Origin of the sequence: Vagococcus fluvialis (genome assembly GCF_003337315.1) — a bacterium.
Classification (GTDB): Bacteria; Bacillota; Bacilli; order Lactobacillales; family Vagococcaceae; genus Vagococcus; species Vagococcus fluvialis.
The window spans coordinates 186,771-208,077 of sequence record NZ_QPJV01000004.1 but is presented as its reverse complement, the minus strand read 5'-3'; the positions used below and the strand labels follow the sequence as shown (position 1 = coordinate 208,077).

Below are 21,307 nucleotides of genomic sequence, written 5' to 3'. Positions count from 1 at the left end.
TCATTATCAATTGATAATTTAAATATACCCCCTACCCTATAAAAAGAAAAGTAAAATGCTCATTATATTTTTTTAATCTAGAGATTCCTTAATTTCTTAGTAATCTCACACAGCTCTTTTTCTAAAGAATTTTTTCGTGATTCATCTGTAGAGAAAGATAGTTCTGATAAAACCATCGTTTTTCTCATTTCTAATACCATCTTATCTTCTTTTTTACTATCTCTCTTCTTAATTGCTGTACCTTGAGTTAAGTTAATAACACTTTTATTTTTAATTGCTAATATCTCTTCAGCTACGTTTTTTATAAAATAAGGATCATGACTAACAAAAATAATTGTCCCTTGGTACGCCTTTAATGATTCTTCTAGAACTTCTAAAGATTCAATATCCAAGTGATTAGTAGGTTCATCTAAAACCAAAACATTACTATCTCCTAAAATTAATTTAGCAATGGCAACTTTCGTTCTCTCTCCACCACTAAGAACTGCCACTCGTTTATTAACCTCACTCCCTCTAAAAAGTAAATGAGCTAATAAATCTCTTGCGACTTGTGGGTCATGGATAGATGTTTGCTGAACATTATCTAGAATACTTTTAGCTTCATCTAACTGATTAAAAGATTGACTAAAATAAGCAAACTTAGCTTTTTGACTAACAGTGATTGGCTTTTTCTTATTTAATATAGCTTTAAGTAAAGTTGTTTTACCAACTCCATTAGCTCCTACAAATGCCGTTCTAACTCCTGTTTTTATTTTAAAGCTAGCATTTTTCAGTAATATCTTTTCATCTACTGAAAGATTTAGATTATCCACTTCAACCACATTAATTTTGTGAATCTTTTGACCTTCAGAAAAAGGAATATGTAACTCTTTTTTCTGCCAGGGTTTCTCAATTTTTTCCAATTTTTCCAAACGAGTTTCTATTCGTTGAGCTTGTCTTGAAATCACACCTTTTGCAATAGTTCCCTTGCCTCTAGTATGAAGCCTAGCTTCAGAATTTCCCATTCTTTTAGGTGCTTTTTTTATACCTGCACTTTTATTATGCAACTCATTAATTGATGTACTCAGACGTTCTTTTTCTTTTACATAAGAATCATATTTTCGAAGTTGTTCCTTTTCCTCAATTTCTTTTTGCACTAGATACTGGTCATAGTTACCTGGATAATGACTCACTTTACCATCTGAAATTTCAATCATTTCCTCACACATTTGATTTAAAAAATCACGGTCGTGAGAGACCATTAACACAGTGCCATCAAAACGACGTAGCTCCTTCATTAGGTATTCACGGCCACGACTATCTAAATGATTAGTTGGCTCGTCAGCTAAAACTAGACTAGTTCCTTGGTGAATACTTTTTCTTATTTTTTCTTTTGTCTGTTCTCCACCACTTTTGTTACTATCTATTGCTATAAATTGATCAATCATAGCAATCTCACCTTGATAATCAATACTTCCTTCATCTGGTTCAAGTTCTCCTGAAATCAATTTCAAAAGAGTTGTCTTCCCACTACCATTTTTACCAACAATACCTATTTTACTGTTACTAGGAATTGTTAAATTAGGAATCTCTAAAAGTAGTCTTTCTCCAATATAATATGTTAAATTTTGAATTTTCATTACCAATAAAAAAACATCCTTTCATTAACGAATGGATGCTGTCTACAAATATACTTAAAATAACCCAAAGAAATTAATACAATAATCCCTTGGTTTCAACGTTAGTATAGGTAATTTTAGACACACTCATCCACTTGTAATTTTTAATTTGCTTAAAAAATTAGTTAGCGAATGTTGTCTTCATCGTCTTAGTTACCTATCCCTTTCTTATAATTAGATTCATAGTAACAGAGAAGTTCTCATCTTTCAATCATTTATCCTTGATTCATTTTGGGTTTTTGATAAAATAAGAATGTTAAAGATATGCACATACGTGAAGAAAGGATGTATATAAATGTCTTCATTTACATCAAGAGCTGAAGAACGCCATTATTTTGAAACTCAAGTATCTGAAAAAGAGTTCTTAGAATGGTATAAAAAACAGCACTTCCCAACACAAGATATGCCTTCTGTTACAGTAGATATGGTGTTATTTTGTTATAATAAAGAGCAAGATGATTTCAAAGTATTATTAATAAAAAGAAAAACTCACCCTTTCCAAAATTCTTGGGCATTGCCTGGTGGTTTTGTAAGAAATGGTGAAGCTACTTCTGATAGTTGTATTAGAGAAACTAAGGAAGAAACCAATGTATCGATTACTCGCGACCACATTGAACAGCTTCATACTTTCAGCACACCAAATCGTGACCCTCGTGGTTGGGTAATTACAGTTAGTTACTTAGCTTTTATTGGTGAGGAACCATTAGAAGCTGGGGATCAAGCTGCAGATGCTACTTGGTTTTCAATTGATCGAAAAGGCGAGTTAATTCACTTAACAAGTGAAGAAGATGATGCTAAAATTGTCTTAAACTTAAAAACAGGAGAGTCTTTAGGAACAGAAAGTTTAGCTTTTGACCACTCTCAAATTATTATTAAAGCTTTTAACCGTGTTTGTAATAAAATGTATCATGAACCTCAAGTTTTACGTGTGTTAGGTGATACCTTTACTATTACAGAAGCAAGAAAAGTTTACGCTAAGTTTTTAGGTGTTAATTACAGAGAAATCGATCATTCGAATTTTAAAAAAGCGATGCTTCCTTATTTCAAAGAAATCGGAGAAAAACCGATGGGCGTTGGCAGACCCTCTAAGATCTACGAACTCCATTTTTAATTTTTAGTTAAAGGTGATGATGAGATGAAAAAACTAGTATCAACAACTGATGGTTCTCATATTTTTTATCGAACAATAGGACAAGGACCACCACTTTTCTTTATTCACGGAAATAGTGGCAGTCATAATTACTTTAAACAACAAATTAATTTCTTTAAAGATCGTTTCCAGTTGATTTTAATGGATACAAGAGATCATGGAAATTCATCTAACAAAAAAGATCATTTAAGTTTTGAACAAATTGTTTCAGACATGAATGTGATTATGGAGCATGAAAAAATTAAACAAACAGCTTTATTTGGTTTTAGCGATGGCGCTAATATTGCCCTTACTTTTGCTAGTTACTATCAAAAGAAAGTGAGCCAAATGATTTTAGTATCACCTAATATTACCTTTAATCAGCTAAAACCATTACAACAATTTGTTTCCAACAAGCTTCATTGGATGGCTAAACATATTATTCGCTCTAAAAAGAAAGAGCGTGTTTTACAATTAGCTAGAGAAGATTTACCTGTCACAAAAGATATTTTATCTAATTTAAATGTCCCTACTTTAGTGGTTATGGGGGATCATGATATTGTGACTCCTGATAAGATGAGCTCATTTGTTAAGAACTTACCACTCGGTCACTTATCTGTAATCAAACGATGTGGCCACTCAGTTCCAAAATTAAAACCACGTGAATTAAATAAACTATCTCTAAAATTTTTAGAACAAAAAAGTCTGACTACTCATTAGTCAGACTTTTTTTATTAATATCCATAAACAGTATGTCTTTGAATTTCTTCTTCTACTTCTTTAGTTATTGTTTCTTTTACTTCCTCAGTCCACTCATAGTAATCAGCCATGTAGTCAATGACTGCATCCTTAATTTCTAAACATTTTTCAATATTAAAGAGCATCATACTACTTCTTCTTAATAGAAAATCAATTGGATGAATAACCATTTCTTCTTCAAGACCATAACGTAACATCGCATAGGTCATATCATCTAAACCAGTTTGATTATCTTCCATTAAGTAGTTATAAACTTTTTCAACATTGCCACCGTATCTATGAGTTAGAGCCTCTGCTACTTCTTTGTCTAAATTAAAGTTCTCAGTCCCGATACGAACTTTATTTTCAACAAATCGATTAAACCCTTCACTTCCGCCAGCTAATCCTCCTGAAAGACGTTGTTCTTTTGTTAAACATGGAATAAAGCGAGCCTCATGTGAGGCTTCCATGTCTTTAAGAACTTTATCAACTATTTCTTCTGCCATCTTACGGTAGCCCGTCAGCTTACCTCCAGCAATTGAATAGAGCCCTCTATCAGATACAAAAATTTCATCCCGTCTTGAAATTTCTGAAGGATCTTTACCATCTTCATGAATCAAAGGCCTAACACCAGCCCAAGCTGATTCCACGTCTTCTAATGATAAAGGTTCGATGTCAAACATTTGATTAACACCATTAATTATATAAAGCACATCTTCGCGCTTAATGTCTGGTTCTGCTGGATTTTTTTCATAAAAAGTATCTGTTGTTCCAATATAAACTTTACCCTCCCGAGGTATCGCAAACATCATTCTGCCATCGTTAAAAGGTGTATCAAAGTAAATAGAATTTGTGATTGGGAATTTATCCTTATCTACTACTACATGGACGCCTTTTGTTAAATGAAGATACTTCCCTTTTTTAGAATTGTCCATCTCACGAATTTTATCTACCCAAGGACCTGCTGCATTGACAACTCGTTTGGCATAAATTCGGTATTCTTTTAAATTAACGGTATCCATAACAGCCACACCAATAATACGTCCTGACTCATTACTATAAAGAAGCTTTGTTACTTTAGCGTAATTTGAAATTAGAGCTTTTTTTTCATTAGCTTTTTTAATAGTCTCAAGTGTCAGTCTACTATCATCTGTTCTATATTCAACATAGACTCCTGTTCCTTTTAGGCCTTCTTTTTTCAAGTAAGGCTCTCTCTCAAGAGAAGCATCAGGTTCTAACATAAATTTGCGCTCATCTTTTTTAACACGAGCCAATCTATCATAAATCTCAAGACCAACTGATGTGGTAAAAGAGCCATACGTTCCTTTAGAATAAAAAGGTAAAACCATTTTTAATGGTGTTGTTACATGGGGTGCATTTTCATAAACAACGGCACGTTCTTGCCCAACCTCAGCTACAGTTTTAACATCTAATTGTGCTAGATAACGTAAGCCACCATGAACTAATTTAGTTGAACGGCTTGATGTTCCTGAAGAAAAATCTCGCATTTCTACAAGGCCCATTTTTAAATCACGGAGAGTGCCATCTAAAATAATTCCAGCTCCTGTTATACCACCACCAATAACTAAAACATCTAATTCTTGTTCTGACATTGCTTCGAGATTTTTTATTCTCTCTTTATTTGAAAATAACATGAATCATCCTCCTAGACGTTTTTTGATTATAAGCGTTTACTTCTTATATTTTAACATAACTTTTTAAACTTGTGGTTGATTTTATTGTAGTTTAATTATTTTACAAATATCTTTTTTATGATAGCATGGATATACCACTTAAAAGGAGGGTTAATTATTGGACTGGTCTATTTTAATTCAAATATTTTTAATTAATTTTTCCTATGTCACACTTAATACGTTGCGTTTTATGTTAACAATGAAGGGATACCGCTTAGCAGCTCCTCTTGTGAGTATGTTAGAAATTACGATTTACATTGTTGGTCTATCCTTAGTTCTTGATCATATTGATAGTCCTATTAATATTTTTGTTTATGCATTAGGATATGCAGTTGGTATTAGTGTTGGTATTCGAATTGAGGATTATTTAGCATTAGGTTACATTATGGTCACTGTTATTTTGCCAGTAGATGAATTAAAACCGAATCTGACTTCGCTGATTAGAGAAGAAGGATACGGTGTGACACAAAGCTTTGGAGAAGGTCGCGATGGTCAACGGGTTATCCTAGAAATTCTTTCTACTAGAAAAAGTGAGCGCGCTCTTTATAAGTTGATTAAAGAACTAGATGAACGTGCTTTTATTATTTCTCATGAACCTAAATATATCTCTGGCGGCTTTTGGTCAAAAAAATTAAAGAAGAAAAAACTTAATAAAAATTAACTATTCAACTTAAGTACATTTGTTATTTTAATTTTAAAATGATAAACTTAATTTATCTATAATATGTTTTTGGAGGTTAATTATGATAGGTAAATTTAAAGAACTCACTTCTAAACAAAAATCACTATTTATATATATTATTTTTGCGATCATTCTTTTTATTCTTACTTTAATTTTTGGAAAAAATAGTTGGAGCTTTGTTCATTACTTCTTGTTTATAGGAGCTACCTACCAAGCTCAAAGTTATTACCAAAAAAATCGGATAGAAGAAATTAACCACATGTGGTCTTTAGCAGACAAATTGCAAGTATCAACTGCTAAATTAAGTGAAGTAACAGGGATTGGTCGTCTTGATTTAGAAGCAACTAAAAGAGATAAAGACTTTCTTTATTTACCTCCTAAAAAAGATATTCAAAAAGGAATTTCATATTTAGAATCACTAAACTAAACAGACAAAAAACCATGAGTTCATATCTACTTGAACTCATGGTTTTATTTTTCTTATTTATTATCATTTTTTCTTATTATTTTATCTACTTAGAAACTTTTTGCGTGTTCTTCAATTAGTTGAGCTGATTCTTCAATAGATTTATTCTCTACATTAATAATCGTTGCTCCTAATTGTTGGTACAAGTTTTGAGAATATTTCAATTCTTCTTTGATTCTTTCTAAAGAAACATAGGAAGAACTTCCTGTTAAACCAAGTGAAACAAGTCTTGATTGGCGGACTTTTCTAATATACTCTGGATCAGCAGTTAAACCAATGATTCGTCTTGAATCAATTTGGAAAACCTCTTTAGGTACTGGTACTTCTGGTATTAATGGTAAATTGGAAACTTTAAAAGAACGGTTAGCCAAATACATACTTAAAGGCGTTTTTGATGTTCTTGAAATACCTAGAATGACTAAGTCTGATTTGGCGAAACCTTTTGGGTCTTTCCCGTCGTCGTAACGAACGGAAAATTCAATAGCTTCCACACGATTAAAGTAGTCTTCATCCATTAAATAAAGTGAACCACTTTGGTAAGATGGTGTCATTTGTGTTCTCTCAGAAACAATCTTTACAAGTGGTGACATGTAATCAACATACTCTAAACCAGTTCTTCTTGCAAAATCAGCACATAATTCATTTAATTCCTCATTAACTAAAGTTGTTACAACAACTGCTTTTTCTTGTAAGGCATCAGATAAAATATTGGTTAAAACTTCTTTTGAGTCAACAAAAGGGAATTTCTTTATCTCATAGTTATTCAAGTCTGGAAACTGTGCTAATACTGCGTTAATCACTCTTTGTGCCGTTTCTCCTATTGAGTCTGATACAACAAATAGTCTAACTTGTCGGTAATGTCTTTCTCTTAGTTTGTTCATTTGTTTCCTTCGCTCCCCATTTTAATAAAGTGTTCCATAATGCGTGTTTTAGAAATTTTACCAATGACTTTTTTAGATCCTTTACTCTCAACCACTGGCAAGGAATCCACTTCATGTTTTGTTAATAATTTACCTGCTTCTAACACTGTCATTTCCGGATAGGCAACAAAAATATTTGGCATCCTAGTCATGATAATCGCTACAGATAACTCATTATCTTGATTATTTAATAAACTTCTTAATAAATCTTTTCTAGATACTAAGCCAATCAAATCTCCTGATTCAGCCTCTGTTACATATAAAGAACCACTATCATACATAAATAGTGAAGTTGTCGCATCTCTGACACTTGTATCTGGAAAAACAATGATACTTGAGGTCATCAATTCACCGATTTGTGTTTCAAATAATTGTTCATGAAGTAAAGGTTCAAAAGAAAGGCCTGAATAGATATAACCTACCTTTGGACGAGCATCAAGTACCCCTGTCATGGTTAACACTGCTAAATCGCTTCTCAGCGTTGGTTTTGTAAGTCCTAAAGACTCAGCAATTTTATCGCCACTTATGGGTTCATTTGCTTTAACAATCTCAACAATTGTTTTTTGACGTTCACTTAACTCCATTTTGTCCCCTCATTTTAACTTATTTTTTTAACTGAATAGCACTTTGAGCTGCTGCAATATAAGCGACAGGTACTCGGTAAGGTGAACAAGACACATAATCCAAACCTAATTTATCAAAGAATAAAATAGATTCAGGATCGCCACCTAATTCCCCACAAACTCCGATTTTCATTTTCGGTTTAATCGTTCTTGCTTTTTTAACAGCTACAGTAATTAACTCACCAACACCATCCACATCAATTGTTTGGAATGGGTCAACTGGTAAGATACCATCTGCTACATATTGATTAATGTATTTCGCTGCATCATCTCTTGAAAAGCCGTAAGTCATTTGAGTTAAATCATTTGTTCCAAAGCTAAAAAAGTCTGCATCTTTAACTAATTCATCCGCAATCAGACACGCTCTAGGTAATTCAATCATTGTTCCTAAAGTGTAAGAAATAGTCGCTTTTTCTTCTTGTAAAATACTTTCAATATGACTCGTGATTTTTTCTTTTAAGACAGTCAATTCACCCTTCATTCCCACTAATGGTATCATAATTTCAGGATTCACGTCTATGTTCTTTTCTTCTTTCATACTAATTGCACTACGGATAATCGCCTCTGCCTGCATTAAGTATAATTCAGGGTAAGTAATCGCTAAACGACATCCTCTATGGCCTAGCATAGGATTAACTTCATGTAATTCATTAATACGTTGTTGCAACACTGGATACTTCATATCCATCTCTTTTGCAACGCGCTCAACATCTTCTTTTTTAGATGGAACAAATTCATGTAATGGTGGATCAAGTAAACGGACAACTACAGATTTTTCTTCAATAGTTGAGAAAATTGATTTAAAATCTTCAATTTGGTAAGAAAGAATCGTTTCTAAAGCTTCTTTTCGAGTTAACGTACTATCTGATAAAATAAAACGACGCATTTCAATTAATCTCTCTGGTGCAAAGAACATATGCTCAGTTCTTGCAAGGCCGATACCACTAGCATCAAATGCTATTCCTGTTTTGATATCTGAACTTGTTTCAGCATTCATTCTAACTTCTAAGCGAGCAATTTCTTTTGTCCATGCCATAACTGTTTCAAAGTCTTCATTTTTCTCAGATAATGTTAATTCAACTTCACCAACATATAAATCTCCATTTGTTCCGTCAACTGAAATAATATCTCCTTCAGTTAAAGTACCATTTGGGTATTTGATTACTTTTAAAAACTCATCTATTTCAAGTTCACTACATCCAGCGACACAACATGTTCCCATTCCACGAGCCACAACAGCAGCATGAGAAGTCATTCCTCCACGACTAGTTACAATAGCTTCACTAACAACCATACCACCAATATCTTCAGGAGAGGTTTCTTGTCTAACTAAAACTACTTTTTCACCGCGATCTACCCACTCTTTAGCTGTTGCTGCATCAAAACAAATACGACCAGTTGCAGAACCAGGACTTGCTGGTAAACCTACTTTCGAAATCACATTAGCTTTTGCTAAAGCTTCTTCAACAAATACAGGGTGGAGTAATTGGTTAACTGATTGAGCATCTAAACTCATAATAGCTTCTTCTTTTGTTTTTAAGCCTTCATTCACTAAATCTACAGCAATTTTAAAGGCAGAATGAGCTGTACGTTTACCATTACGAGTTTGTAATAAATATAATTTTTTATTTTCAATCGTAAACTCAATATCTTGCATATCTTTATAGTGTTTCTCAAGTAATTCAGACATTTCAACAAACTCATCATACACTTTAGGCATTGTTTCATGTAAATTAGAAATTGGTTGCGGTGTTCTAATACCAGCTACAACATCCTCACCTTGAGCATTAATTAAATATTCACCAAATAATTTATTTTCACCAGTTGAAGGATTTCTTGTAAAAGCAACTCCTGTTCCACTTTCCTCGCCGCTATTTCCAAAGACCATTAATTGAATATTAACAGCTGTTCCTAAGTCATGAGGAATATTATGTAACTGACGATAGAAAATAGCCCTTTCATTATTCCAAGAACTAAATACTGCTTCAACAGCTGCAAATAATTGTTCACGAGGATCTTGTGGGAATTCCTGTTTCTTAATTTCTAAGTATAAGCGTTTATATTCAACCACAATTTCTTTTAACTGTTCAGCTGTTAAGTCTGAATCTACAAGTACACCATTTTTTTGTTTGTAGAATCCTAAGAAATTTTCGAAATGTGACGTATCAATACCAAAAACAACGTCACCAAACATTTGTAGTAAACGACGGTAACAATCATAAGCAAATGCTTCATCATTTGTAATCTTGGCTAAATGCTCCACATTTTCATCATTTAAACCTAAATTTAAAACGGTATCCATCATTCCTGGCATTGAGAATTTGGCTCCACTACGCACAGATAATAACATGATGTTTTCTGGATCATCAAAAGACTTACCCGAACTTACTTCTAATTGTTCTAAGTATTTCTCGATTTCTTTTTTAAGTTCAGTTGTAAAGGAATGTCCGTTGTTTAAATAGTCCATACAGGCTTCTGTAGAAATAGTAAAACCATCTGGTACAGGCAAACCAAGACGCGTCATTTCAGCTAAGTTTGCTCCTTTCCCTCCTAATATTTCTTTCATTTCTGCATTTCCTTCTTTAAAACGATACACACGCTTTGTCATGAATAGACCTCCAAATATCTTATTTAAGTATGATTGAATTATATATGACGTATTATATAATTTCAATAGGACATCTTATATATTTTTAAAAAGGTAGGTCTTATTAAAATAAAAAAAGACTAAACACTCCTTTAAAAGTGTTTAGTCATAAGGATTTATAAAGATTTTTTATTGAATAAAACAATTGTTAAGATTTTTATAATAACAACTATACCAATTGTCACATAAATGGCTGGTAGCACATCTGATGGTACCATATCACCTTGAATTAAAGGTGTGCCTGCTGTAAATAAACTGATTGGATTATATTCCTTAACATCAGGTATAAAATTTAATAGCATTAGAATGACATTCACACCACCTACAACTAATAAAACTAAATAATTTGTGGCACAAAGTACAGAACCTAAATTAATTAAAGCTATTAGAAAAATAGTAAATAGCCATAAACTAATTAAACCAAAAGCTAAATGAGGTACTTCCATTGAATCAAAATAAAATTTACCATAGATGAAAGTTAATGATATGCCTGATAAATAGGCTAAGGTGAAAATAAAGCTATTCATTAAAAACTTAGCTGTGACTATTTTCCAACGTGATAACCCTTTGGTAACAAGTAATGTCAGTGTTCCTTTACTATATTCTTGTGTGAGAGTCCCACTGAATAAAATAACTGTGACACTCACACCAATTTGGCCAATATTTTTGAAAAACTGTAACCAAGCATCTATTAATGTCGGTGTTGGAATGCTTTTAGCAAACTCTTCTGAAACAAAATAAGTTATCATTTCTGGTGTGTACTTAGCTGTAAAAACATTCATTATGCCAAATAAGGCAAATAAAATAATTAAAATAACTAATCTGTAACTAGCAAGAGCTTCTTGCCATTCTTTTTTTAAAAATGCACTTAATGCTCTCATGAGACCACCTCTGTAAAAATTTCCTCTAAAGTTGGTTGATACACACCTATCCACTCTGGATAAATTTCCTCTGCTGCTAAAAACTGATATAACTCTTTTTGAGTTTCAGCTAAAGAATGACTTGCGACAATTAAATAGTCGTTTTTATGGGCTGTTTCTTCAAGAACAAATTTAATTTTTAGCTTTTCAACAGCATTTTTTTGTTCTAAATTGATTCTAATTTTTTCAACACTGTAGTTTTTTCTAAACGTCTCAGGTGTCATATCTAGTTTAATTTCACCTTCATGGAGTAACACAATATGATCACAAATTTTTTCCACATCAGATAAAACATGGGTTGAGAAAAGGACTGTGGTTTCTCCTTTAACTTGTTGTAAAATATCTAATATTTCTTTACGTCCAATAGGGTCAAGAGCTGATGTAGGTTCGTCACAAATTAATAATTTCGGTCTATTAAGTAGGGCTTGAGCAATACCTAAACGCTGCTTCATACCTCTTGAATAAGTTTTAGTTTTTTTCTTCGTATCTTTTAAACCTACTAGAACAAGTAAGTCATCAATTCGTTTCGTTAACTCATTTTTAGGAACACCAGTCACCTCTCCGCAAAGTTTTAAATACTCCTTTGCTGTCATAAAGCTGTAGTATTCAGGAACATCTGGTAAATAACCAATTAATTGGTTCGTTTCATTCTCACCAAAAGTCACCTCTTTACCACATACCTCAATAGTCCCTTTGTCTTGCTTTAAAAGACCAACAATCATTTTCATTAGAGTTGTTTTTCCAGCACCATTTTGTCCAATAAATCCAAGAACACTATTTTCTGGCACTTCAAAACTAACACTTTTTAAAACTTCTTGCTGTCCAAACCTTTTCTCGATATTAGAAACTTTTAAGACGGTCATTCATTCTCGCCTCTTTCTAAAAGTAAATAAGCAATCGGACCAAATAATTGAACAAATAAGATAATCATCATCCAAACAGGTTTATTTAAAAATTTAAAAGTTGTTTGTTTTAGTACTTTTCTTAAACAAAAGATGATTAATCCTAATTGAATGAGCAAAATAGGAGTAATAATTGGTAATAGCTCGATAAATTGTTCCATTGATATTGTTGTTGTATTCATTTTTATTCACCACAATTTTCTTTTAGTTTTTGTAATAATTGATTAAATTCTTTATTATCCTTATAAGACGTACTAATACCTGGATGAGATTCATAAAATTCAATTAAACTTGTCTTAACTGTTTTTTCATCTCTAGGCATATTAGTATTAATACTTGGTTGCTCTATCATCCAATCATCTAATAAATAAAAATAATCATCTCCGTGTAATTCCACTGGAAAAATCTGACTAATCATTAAATCGACAATCTCTTTCATTGTATTAATAGCTTCTTCAAATCTATATTGTTGCGTATAAGAAATAAAAACATTATTTAAAAAGGTTATTAATAAAAAAGGATGCAGATGTTTCAAGTCGTAAGTTTTTGCTAATGCTTTAACGCGAGAAACAATTTCATCAAATTTCTCAATATTTCCAATTTCGTAAATTAGCTCATCACCACTTGTGACAATTAGCCCAATCAAATGTTGATATTGTGTGACCTGTAAAATCTCTTGTGCTTTTTTTATATCTCCTTTAGCAGCATAAGCTTGAGATAATAATTGCTCTTGTCCCATATAAACTAATGCATCGTGGTTTAAAACCCTTAAAGTTTCATCAATATTCCCTAATTGAAGCTGACAAAAACCTTCTAAAACGTTAGCTTGAGTCATTAAACTTGGATCTTTACTTTCTTTTTTCACTCGACTCGTTAATTCAATAATATAGTTCAATATTTCTTGGTGTCTACTTTCTTTAGCTAAGCTAGAATAATTAAGTAGCAACACTGCCATCTGCAAAAGAAATCGTTCACTTGCATAGTATTTTTTGACTATTAGTTTATACTCTTCAAAAACCGTATCAAATGGTTCTTTTCCAAATTTTTCACTGAATTCTACATAAATATCTCTAATTTGAAATTTATCTAATTGGGGTTTGTAAGCCATCAAAGAATCAATTGATATATTAAAGAATGTAGCTAACTCAGGTAATAAGTAAATATCTGGATACGTTTGTCCTGTCTCCCACTTTGACACTGAGGATTTAGAAACTCCCATAAGGCGGGCTAATTCTTCTTGGGTTAATTCCTTTTCTTTCCTTTTTTGCTGAATAACTGCTCCCATGTTAAACTCCCACATATTTATCACCTCTTCAAATTAATCATAAGTCTTTTATGACAAAACTACAATGGAGTTAAGCACAACAAAAGTGGAAAAAGTTTCTCATTAGGAAACAAAAAAAGAAAACTTCCTAAGAAATTTTCTTTTTTCTATTTTTTTTAGATTTTTTTCGTTTTTCTTTTCTTTTCGCTTCTCTACTTTGATAACTAAGACTTTGAAATAAAATTCCCACTAAAAAGATAAAGAAGTAACTAATAATAAAAATTAAAGCCGTTCTTTTAAAACTGGTTGGAAATAACAAATACATGGCTACAAAGAGAATTGATGAGACAATACAAAGAGTAACAATATACTCGGAATACTTAATTTTACGGCGTTTTTTCTTTTTTAAAAAGAATCGACTTAACAACACTAAGCCCATATAAGCCAAGATACCAGAAAATATAGCGACTAAAATAATAAATATGGCATATTCCTTAAGAGCAACTTCGGTTTCAATTGTTGCTAAAAGTGTCAACATAATAAATAATGTTGCTCCTGTTAATAATAATGATATTTCTGATATTATACCGACCACCATATTAATCAGATACCAAATTTTATTGTTTTTCTTTTGTTTTTTATATCTTTTTTTCATGACAGAAGAAAGGATACTACCTACTAACCAAAAGACAAGAAGTGATATAAACATTAAAAACAAGATTTTAGTAAAACTTGTTATCTCAGCTCTTGTCACTACAAGACGACCCATAATAAAATTTGTCATTGAAGCCCCTTCTTCCTACACGTATTAACTTAAATCTTACATGAAATACTTATAAGACTCAATATGAATATGCACATCCTTCATTATGAACAAACAGTGTTATAGAAATAGCTTTGGCGGAAATAAGCCAATTGTTTCTTATCTGCTTCAGTTACTTCGAGCAAAACGACTTTTAACTCATCCTTTTATTAAACATGTTTCATTGTATTGCTTTCAACATCAAATTGTTTATCAACTAACCCATCGAAAAATTCAGGCTCATGAGAAACAACAATTAGTGTTCCTTCAAAATCTTTTAAGGCTCTCTTCAGACCATCTTTTGTTCCTTGGTCTAAATGGTTTGTCGGCTCATCTAAAATTAAGAAATTACTTTTCTTAAGAGTTAAGCTACATAACTTCACTTTTGTCTGTTCCCCACCACTTAACTGATCAAGTGCTTTTGTTACATTATCATCAACAATCCCACTTCGTGATAAATAACGACGAACTTCTTTATTATTTAATTTTGGAAATTGCTCTTTAATCCAATCGAAAGCTGATTGATGAGGGTTATCCCAGACTAAATCTTGAGAGAAATAACTAATTTTAGCTTCTCTTGATAATTCAATATCACCTGATATAACTGGAATTTCGCCTATTAATGTTTTTAATAATGTAGATTTACCAATACCATTAAACCCACTAATCGCAATTTTTTCTCCATTTTGAACTAATAAATTAATCGGTGGTAATAAAGCTTTTTTACCGTAACCAATTTCAAGACGTTTTGCTTCTACTACTAAATTTCCATGAGAAGCTGAGTAAGGAAAATGGAAATGTCCTGGTTTTGGTGCTACTGGTGGCGTTAATCTATCCATACGGTTAAGTTGTTTCTCACGACTTTTCGCCATTGTTGAACGACTTCCTGCTTTATATTTTCTAATATAAGTTTCTAATTTATCAATTTCTTTTTGTTGTTTTTCATATTCACGATGTAAGTGCTCTTGTTGAGCCTCTTTTTGTTTCATGGCTTTGTCATAGTTACCCATATATTTCGATAACACTTGGAACTCAATGTCACAAATACAATTAGTCACACGGTTTAAAAAATCTCTGTCATGAGAGATTACAATATAAGCATCTTCTAGTTGATTAAGGTAGTCAGATAACCACTCAATATGCTCCACATCAAGATAGTTAGTCGGCTCATCTAATAAAAAGACGTCTGCTTTTTCTAATAATAATTTAGCTAAGGAAACTTTTGAGCGTTGCCCACCACTTAATGCTTCCACTTCTCTATCAAGACCTAAAGCTGTAATCCCAAGTCCTGTTGCTACACGTTCAATTTCAGTTTCAATATTATAGAAATCATTATTCTCTAAAATATCTTGATACTGACCAATTTCTTCTAAAAGAGCATCATCATAACTTTCAGCGTACTCCATATACAAAGCTTGGATTTTATCATTCATCTCATATAAATGGTTAAAGGCACGCTTCAAGTAATCAAAAATCGTATCGCCCTCATCATAAGTTAACTGTTGTTCTAGATAAGAAATACGTAAATTATTTTGCCACACAATTTGACCACTATCTGGTAAAATTTCACCTTGAATCATTTTTAATAATGTTGATTTCCCAGCACCATTTTTCCCTGTTAAACCAAGGTGTTCACCTTTATTAAGTCTTAGGGAACTATCTTTATATAATACTTTATCCGGTAATTCATAATTTAAATCTGTAATTGTTAATATACTCATTATTTTATCCTTCTTTCTATCAAAAAGAGGCCAAATCAAAGTTAATTGATTGACCTCTCTACTTCTATCCTAGACAAAAATAGAGAGAACAACTTTAACACATACCAGTCGCCCTCTCCACAATCACTACTAGAATAGAAGCACCACAAAATAAGACTAATTCTTTTAGTCTTTTTTTATAATCCTTATTCGTAATAGTGATGAAGAAATTCTTCTTTAAGCTCTGAACATATGCTTCATCTATATCTAATGTTCAGAGCAAATTCGTCTAATGAAAACCATTTTGCTCACCCTTAATGTTGTTAAATGCAATATAACACACTAAAAAAACCACGTCAAACAGAACAAATTTAAGGTAAACGCTTCCTAATATTGTAAAGTCAATAAAAGTAAGTTACTATTTGTCTTTAAGGGGGAAATTGTTTTGATCATTCAAAAATTAAATCAACTTTTTGGAAAAAGAGTTGTAGAAGTTATTCTAATCACAGCTGGTTCCTTTATGGTAGCTCTTGGTTTTAATGCTTTTTTATTACCAAATAGAATTGTTTCAGGTGGTATTAATGGATTGACTATTATTTTACATGAAATGTTTAATTGGTCACCTAGTATGGTTTTATATGCAGTAAATATTTTTCTACTAGCAGCTTGTTTTCTGATTTTAGGAAAAGAAATCTTTATGAAGAGTATTTTAGGAAGTTTACTTGTGCCTTTATTTATTTCCTTATTACACTTTATTAAACCAGCTACTCATGAACCTATCTTAGCTGCTATCTTTGGTGGACTTTGTATCGGTCTTGGTGTTGGGCTTGTCTTTTTAGGAAATGGCTCAACAGGAGGAACAACTTTAATTGCTAAAATTATTCAAAAATTCACTCACTTAAAATTAGGTATTTTAGTTGGATTTTGTGATGGATTAGTTATTCTATCTGCATTATTAATCTTCGATGTCCAACAAGTTTTATACGCACTTATTTCACTATTTTTAACAAGTCGAATGGTTGATTTAGTTCAAGTTGGACCTGACTTATCTAAGAATTTATTTATCATTTCGCCTAAATACGAAGAAATCTCTAAATTATTAATGACTGAATTAGATTCTGGTGTTACTTTCTTACCTGTTGAAGGTGGTCATCGTTTAGATCAGAAAAAAATGATTATGACGACTATTCGAGAAAATAATTACACAACTATCAAACAAGCAATTCTTGATGTGGACCCAGAAGCCTTCATGGTAGTTTCAAGTGCCAATGAAGTTTACGGTAAAGGTTTCACTCTATTTAGAGATTAAAAGTAACAACACTCTATGAAATTCATAAGGTGTTTTATTTTTTTTATGCTATAATAATCAAAAAGGAGTTGCTCACACTAATGACTCATCAAGAAATATTCATTTATCAAATTTCAACTAATCCCATCATTAAATCAAACATTACACATCTACCTATAAATGACATTGATAATTTTGCTTTTGGATTTGTAGGTGATTTTTCAATTACAACTGGGATGATGAATTCACTAGATAAAACGATTGCTACTATAAAAAAGAGTTCCCTTATTTATATGACTGGTGAGTTGGATCAAACAAGTTATTTCGAACTAGGCCTAGCTATCTCTCTTGGTAAAAAAGTTTATTACGTAACTGAAAAAACTTACGACATCCTTGATTTCCAGCTTCCATATAGTGTAGAGAATCTAATACCTATTAACTATGAAGCATTTATAAAGCTAGTTGATGAAATTTAATACTCAGGAATTAATTATTTATTTTCAGATATAAACTCTGTTAAATTAGGATATTGATTATATTTTAAAGAACCTATCTTATCCTTTTCCAAAATCGCTTGTTCTAAATCAATATTATTAAGTGCTGCTATTGCAAATGTATAATGAATAACATCTGCTAATTCAAAAGCAAGATTATGATCTGTCGTATTCTTTTTTCTGCCATCAATTTTGTTAAGAACTTCAGCAACCTCACCGATTTCTTCAACAAGTTTCATAAAAAGACTCTCTGTGATTCCTGTTTCTTTATATTTATTACCTAAATATGATTGTAGCTCTTCAACTGTTAATTTATTCATCGTACACTCCTTATATTTTTTATTAATATACATCTTGGTACTTACCTCTATTATTATATCAAAAGTAAAATATTATTTAATAGTTCATTTAATGATATTTATTTTAAAACAAAAAAGCAAAATCTTAAATTAATAAGATTTTGCTTTTTTTGATTTGATATCCAAATTAAGTAAATAATGGAATAGTTGTTTTAATTTATGGAATAGGAAAGGTGCTACTATCATCATTGGCACATAAACTACCATTAAATGGAACGTAAAGATATTTACTAAAGAGAAAATATCTGTAAAGAACACAAAAATGGTTAAGAAAATTGCAAACAAACTTCCGATTAAAAGATAGATTTTCCATGTTAGTGGTCTAGCAATAAAATGTAACGCCACAAAACAAACTAAACCTGTTAGCCAAACGGTAACTGTTGATTTCTCATCATAACTCCAGTTCAACATATTTCCGATTACTTCAATACTTAACGTGAATATCACGACACTAAATCCACTTGCTAAGGCTGGTTCGAATACATTTTTTAAGAACCTACCCTTAATCGGTGCAGTATTAGGTCTTAAAGCTAAGAAAAATGAGGGTATCCCAACTGTTAATGAGCTAATTGGGCTTAACTGAATCGGTTGGAATGGGTATGTTGAAGCAATAAAAATATAAACAGCTGCTAAAATCATTGAAAAAACGGTCTTAGTCAAATAAAGTGAAGCCACACGCTGAATATTATTAATTACTTTTCTTCCTTCTAATACAACTCCAACTAAGGAATCAAAATTAGAATCTAGTAAAACAAAATCAGCCACACCTTTTGCCGCGTCACTACCATTAGACATAACTATACTACAATCTGCTTTTTTCAAAGCTAAAATATCATTAACTCCATCACCTGTCATTCCAACCACATGATCTTTATTTTGAAGAGCAGTTACTAATAAGCGTTTTTGTTCTGGTGAAACTCGTCCAAATACTCGGTATTCATCAACAAGACTCGGAATTTCTTCATCTTTCACCTGACTCATATCAATTTTTTTATCTGGATTATTCACACCAGCTCGTTTAGCTATTTGAGAAACTGTTTCTGGATGGTCTCCTGAAATAATACAAATATCCACTTCTTCTTTTTTAAAGTAGGCTAATGTTTGAGGAGCTTCTGGTCTAATTTCATCCTCTAAATAGATAAATCCTAGTAGTTCGAGATTTTCAGGTAATTCCGAACCCTCAATTTCACCAAGTGATTTAGCTACGGCAATAATTCTCAACCCATGAGCCATGGCCTCATTCATTTTATCAATTTGTTTTTCTTCAAAACTTGCGAATAAATACTCTGGTGCTCCCATATAGTAGCTGCCATTATTTTCAAATGAGACAGCACTCCATTTTCTTGCTGATGAAAATGGAATTTGTTTAGTTAATCTAAATGCTTGATTTTTATTTGGATATTCATCCATCAGAGCTTGTCCTGTTGCATTGTCCTCGTCTAATCCGTGAACAACTGATGCTACTAAACTATCAAATTCTTCATTTGTAAACGTGTCACTGGCTAATACTTCTCGCTCAACAACTTTTAACTTACCACTAGTTAAAGTTCCTGTCTTATCAAGACAAAGAACGTCAACACGAGCAAGAGTTTCAATTGATCCCATGGTTTGAACTAAAACATTTTTCTTACTTAACTTAACAACACCAACAGCTAAAGCAACACTGGTAATTAAAACTAAACCTTCTGGAATCATACCAATCATTGCTGCTGTACTACCTAAAATAGCTTTATCTAAATGGATTCCACTAGCAATACTAGTAAACATTAACATAGCACCTACTGGAATAATGACAAAGGTTAAAATACGAATCATTTTTTTCATCATCATAACAAGCTCACTGTAAATACCTTGAGTTTGTTTTGCTTCCATAGTTATTTTATAGCTATAACTATCTGCTCCGACTTTAGTAGCTTGCATTAAACCATTACCACTAACAACAAAACTACCTGAGAAAACTTCTGAACCGTTAAATTTCTCAACTGGGTCTGACTCACCTGTAAGTTGTGACTCATCACATTCAATGCCTTCTGTTTCTATAACTATTCCATCAACGATGATTTGTTGGCCGCGCCTTAACATAATTAAATCATCTTTTACTACCTCATCTTGAGGTATCTCTTGCTTTTCATAATCACGAATAACTGTCACTTTTGTTTGATTTAAAAGAGTTAAGGAATCAATATTTTTTTTCGCCTTTAACTCTTGGTAAATTCCGATAAAGGTATTCGTCACTATGACACCTAGAAAGAGTAAATTCTTATAACTTCCAGTATAAATAATAAACCCTGCAATAATTAAATTAATAAAATTAAATAGAGTTAAGCTATTTTCTGCAAATATTTGTCTGAAACTGCGTGTGGTACTTGGAGCAGATAAATTTGCCTCTCCTCGCGCTTTACGGTTTTCAGCTTCTAATTGTGTTAATCCTGGATATTTACTTATGTTCTCCATGCTACTACCTCGTTTGTTAGTTTTATTGGATAAGGTATTCATACAAATTAAAGTCACCAAAAAGCTCTGCAACCTCATCAGCTTTTACAGTTTCTATAAATTTAAAGCCTGATTTTCGGTAAAAATTATTAAGATAAGAAACATCAGCTCTACAATCAAGTAAAACTTTTTCTCCTTCATTTTCTTTAACCCACTTAATAACATTACTCAATACCTTTGCTCCATAATTATTTCCAACAAACAAATCCCCAATAACTAATTTATGTAAATAATAGTGTTTTTTATTTTCTTCCCTTTTCCAAAGCGAGAAATCCCAGTCATTTGGCTGTGTATACAAATAACACATCCCTACTAATTGATTCTCTTCTTCAATTAATAAGAGTTCCTTTGACTCAAGACGTGTTAGTAAATTACGTTGTTCGTCATTAGTCAGTATTTCTGACCATTGACTAGAACCTTGATTTTTTAATCGTGTGGCTGCTTCTTTTTGTAACTTATCTAATTGATTAAAGTCTTCCATTTCTGCGATTCTTACTTTCATTTGTCCACACCTTTCTAACTTATTTT

General features: G+C 31.9%; 20 protein-coding genes. 6 read left to right on the top strand and 14 right to left on the bottom strand.

The features are described 5' to 3' along the window. Positions 1 to 77 precede the first annotated feature (77 nt). A complete protein-coding gene (gene abc-f / locus DFR54_RS06055) occupies positions 78 to 1,619 on the bottom strand; it encodes a ribosomal protection-like ABC-F family protein (RefSeq protein WP_126809038.1) in 1,542 nt (513 codons plus the stop codon). Between the two features lie 334 nt (positions 1,620 to 1,953). Between abc-f and DFR54_RS06050 the strand changes: the two genes are divergently transcribed. Both DFR54_RS06050 and DFR54_RS06045 read left to right on the top strand, forming a co-directional pair. Next, positions 1,954 to 2,769 (top strand): NUDIX hydrolase, encoded by an 816-nt coding sequence (locus tag DFR54_RS06050; RefSeq protein ID WP_114289464.1) that lies wholly within the window; start codon positions 1,954 to 1,956, stop codon positions 2,767 to 2,769. Between the two features lie 24 nt (positions 2,770 to 2,793). Continuing rightward, complete coding sequence (locus DFR54_RS06045) at positions 2,794 to 3,507, top strand: alpha/beta fold hydrolase (RefSeq protein WP_086341648.1); 714 nt, start codon at positions 2,794 to 2,796, stop codon at positions 3,505 to 3,507. A 14-nt stretch (positions 3,508 to 3,521) separates the two neighbouring features. Here DFR54_RS06045 and DFR54_RS06040 read toward each other — a convergent pair whose 3' ends face one another. Then, on the bottom strand, positions 3,522 to 5,180 hold the full coding sequence (locus DFR54_RS06040; RefSeq protein WP_114289463.1) for a glycerol-3-phosphate dehydrogenase/oxidase: 1,659 nt from the start codon (positions 5,178 to 5,180) through the stop codon (positions 3,522 to 3,524). 157 nt (positions 5,181 to 5,337) lie between these two features. Between DFR54_RS06040 and DFR54_RS06035 the strand changes: the two genes are divergently transcribed. Both DFR54_RS06035 and DFR54_RS06030 read left to right on the top strand, forming a co-directional pair. Continuing rightward, complete coding sequence (locus DFR54_RS06035) at positions 5,338 to 5,880, top strand: DUF2179 domain-containing protein (protein WP_086341646.1); 543 nt, start codon at positions 5,338 to 5,340, stop codon at positions 5,878 to 5,880. An 82-nt stretch (positions 5,881 to 5,962) separates the two neighbouring features. Next, positions 5,963 to 6,328, top strand: a complete 366-nt coding sequence (locus DFR54_RS06030; RefSeq protein WP_114289462.1) for a hypothetical protein — start codon at positions 5,963 to 5,965, stop codon at positions 6,326 to 6,328. Positions 6,329 to 6,417: 89 nt separating this feature from the next. On the opposite strand, the gene DFR54_RS06025 is transcribed toward DFR54_RS06030, so the two are convergent. From DFR54_RS06025 to DFR54_RS05985, 9 genes are all read right to left on the bottom strand, one after another. Beyond that, on the bottom strand, positions 6,418 to 7,248 hold the full coding sequence (locus DFR54_RS06025; protein WP_114289461.1) for a pyruvate, water dikinase regulatory protein: 831 nt from the start codon (positions 7,246 to 7,248) through the stop codon (positions 6,418 to 6,420). Beyond that, entirely contained in the window at positions 7,245 to 7,871 is a 627-nt protein-coding gene (locus DFR54_RS06020; RefSeq protein ID WP_086341642.1) for a helix-turn-helix transcriptional regulator, read from the bottom strand. The genes DFR54_RS06025 and DFR54_RS06020 overlap by 4 nt, the downstream gene beginning before the upstream one ends. Positions 7,872 to 7,890: 19 nt before the next feature. Next, entirely contained in the window at positions 7,891 to 10,518 is a 2,628-nt protein-coding gene (ppdK, locus tag DFR54_RS06015; protein ID WP_114289459.1) for a pyruvate, phosphate dikinase, read from the bottom strand. A gap of 155 nt (positions 10,519 to 10,673) precedes the next feature. Further along, on the bottom strand, positions 10,674 to 11,438 hold the full coding sequence (locus tag DFR54_RS06010; RefSeq protein ID WP_114289457.1) for an ABC transporter permease: 765 nt from the start codon (positions 11,436 to 11,438) through the stop codon (positions 10,674 to 10,676). Beyond that, a complete protein-coding gene (locus DFR54_RS06005; RefSeq protein WP_114289455.1) occupies positions 11,435 to 12,340 on the bottom strand; it encodes an ABC transporter ATP-binding protein in 906 nt (301 codons plus the stop codon). Before DFR54_RS06005 ends, DFR54_RS06010 begins: the two co-directional genes overlap by 4 nt. Further along, positions 12,337 to 12,561 carry a PLDc N-terminal domain-containing protein gene (locus tag DFR54_RS06000; RefSeq protein ID WP_227258693.1) on the bottom strand — a complete coding sequence of 75 codons (225 nt, stop codon included), beginning with the start codon at positions 12,559 to 12,561 and terminating at the stop codon, positions 12,337 to 12,339. Before DFR54_RS06000 ends, DFR54_RS06005 begins: the two co-directional genes overlap by 4 nt. Positions 12,562 to 12,563: 2 nt before the next feature. Then, positions 12,564 to 13,679, bottom strand: coding sequence for a helix-turn-helix domain-containing protein (locus DFR54_RS05995; protein WP_114289453.1), 1,116 nt, complete (start codon positions 13,677 to 13,679; stop codon positions 12,564 to 12,566). Positions 13,680 to 13,791: 112 nt separating this feature from the next. Further along, positions 13,792 to 14,427 (bottom strand): hypothetical protein, encoded by a 636-nt coding sequence (locus tag DFR54_RS05990; protein WP_114289451.1) that lies wholly within the window; start codon positions 14,425 to 14,427, stop codon positions 13,792 to 13,794. 188 nt (positions 14,428 to 14,615) lie between these two features. After that, positions 14,616 to 16,166, bottom strand: a complete 1,551-nt coding sequence (locus DFR54_RS05985; protein WP_114289449.1) for an ABC-F family ATP-binding cassette domain-containing protein — start codon at positions 16,164 to 16,166, stop codon at positions 14,616 to 14,618. A 424-nt stretch (positions 16,167 to 16,590) separates the two neighbouring features. On the opposite strand from DFR54_RS05985, the gene DFR54_RS05980 reads away from it, so the two are divergent. Both DFR54_RS05980 and DFR54_RS05975 read left to right on the top strand, forming a co-directional pair. After that, complete coding sequence (locus tag DFR54_RS05980; RefSeq protein ID WP_227258697.1) at positions 16,591 to 17,454, top strand: YitT family protein; 864 nt, start codon at positions 16,591 to 16,593, stop codon at positions 17,452 to 17,454. 80 nt (positions 17,455 to 17,534) lie between these two features. Further along, positions 17,535 to 17,909, top strand: coding sequence for a hypothetical protein (locus DFR54_RS05975; RefSeq protein ID WP_114289447.1), 375 nt, complete (start codon positions 17,535 to 17,537; stop codon positions 17,907 to 17,909). A 14-nt stretch (positions 17,910 to 17,923) separates the two neighbouring features. On the opposite strand, the gene DFR54_RS05970 is transcribed toward DFR54_RS05975, so the two are convergent. The 3 genes from DFR54_RS05970 to DFR54_RS05960 all read right to left on the bottom strand — a co-directional run bounded on the left by DFR54_RS05970 (position 17,924) and on the right by DFR54_RS05960 (position 21,281). Further along, complete coding sequence (locus DFR54_RS05970; RefSeq protein ID WP_114289445.1) at positions 17,924 to 18,247, bottom strand: MazG nucleotide pyrophosphohydrolase domain-containing protein; 324 nt, start codon at positions 18,245 to 18,247, stop codon at positions 17,924 to 17,926. Between the two features lie 129 nt (positions 18,248 to 18,376). Next, positions 18,377 to 20,740, bottom strand: a complete 2,364-nt coding sequence (locus DFR54_RS05965) for an HAD-IC family P-type ATPase (protein ID WP_114289443.1) — start codon at positions 20,738 to 20,740, stop codon at positions 18,377 to 18,379. Positions 20,741 to 20,762: 22 nt separating this feature from the next. Beyond that, positions 20,763 to 21,281 carry a GNAT family N-acetyltransferase gene (locus DFR54_RS05960; RefSeq protein WP_114289442.1) on the bottom strand — a complete coding sequence of 173 codons (519 nt, stop codon included), beginning with the start codon at positions 21,279 to 21,281 and terminating at the stop codon, positions 20,763 to 20,765. Between the last annotated feature and the right edge of the window lie 26 nt (positions 21,282 to 21,307).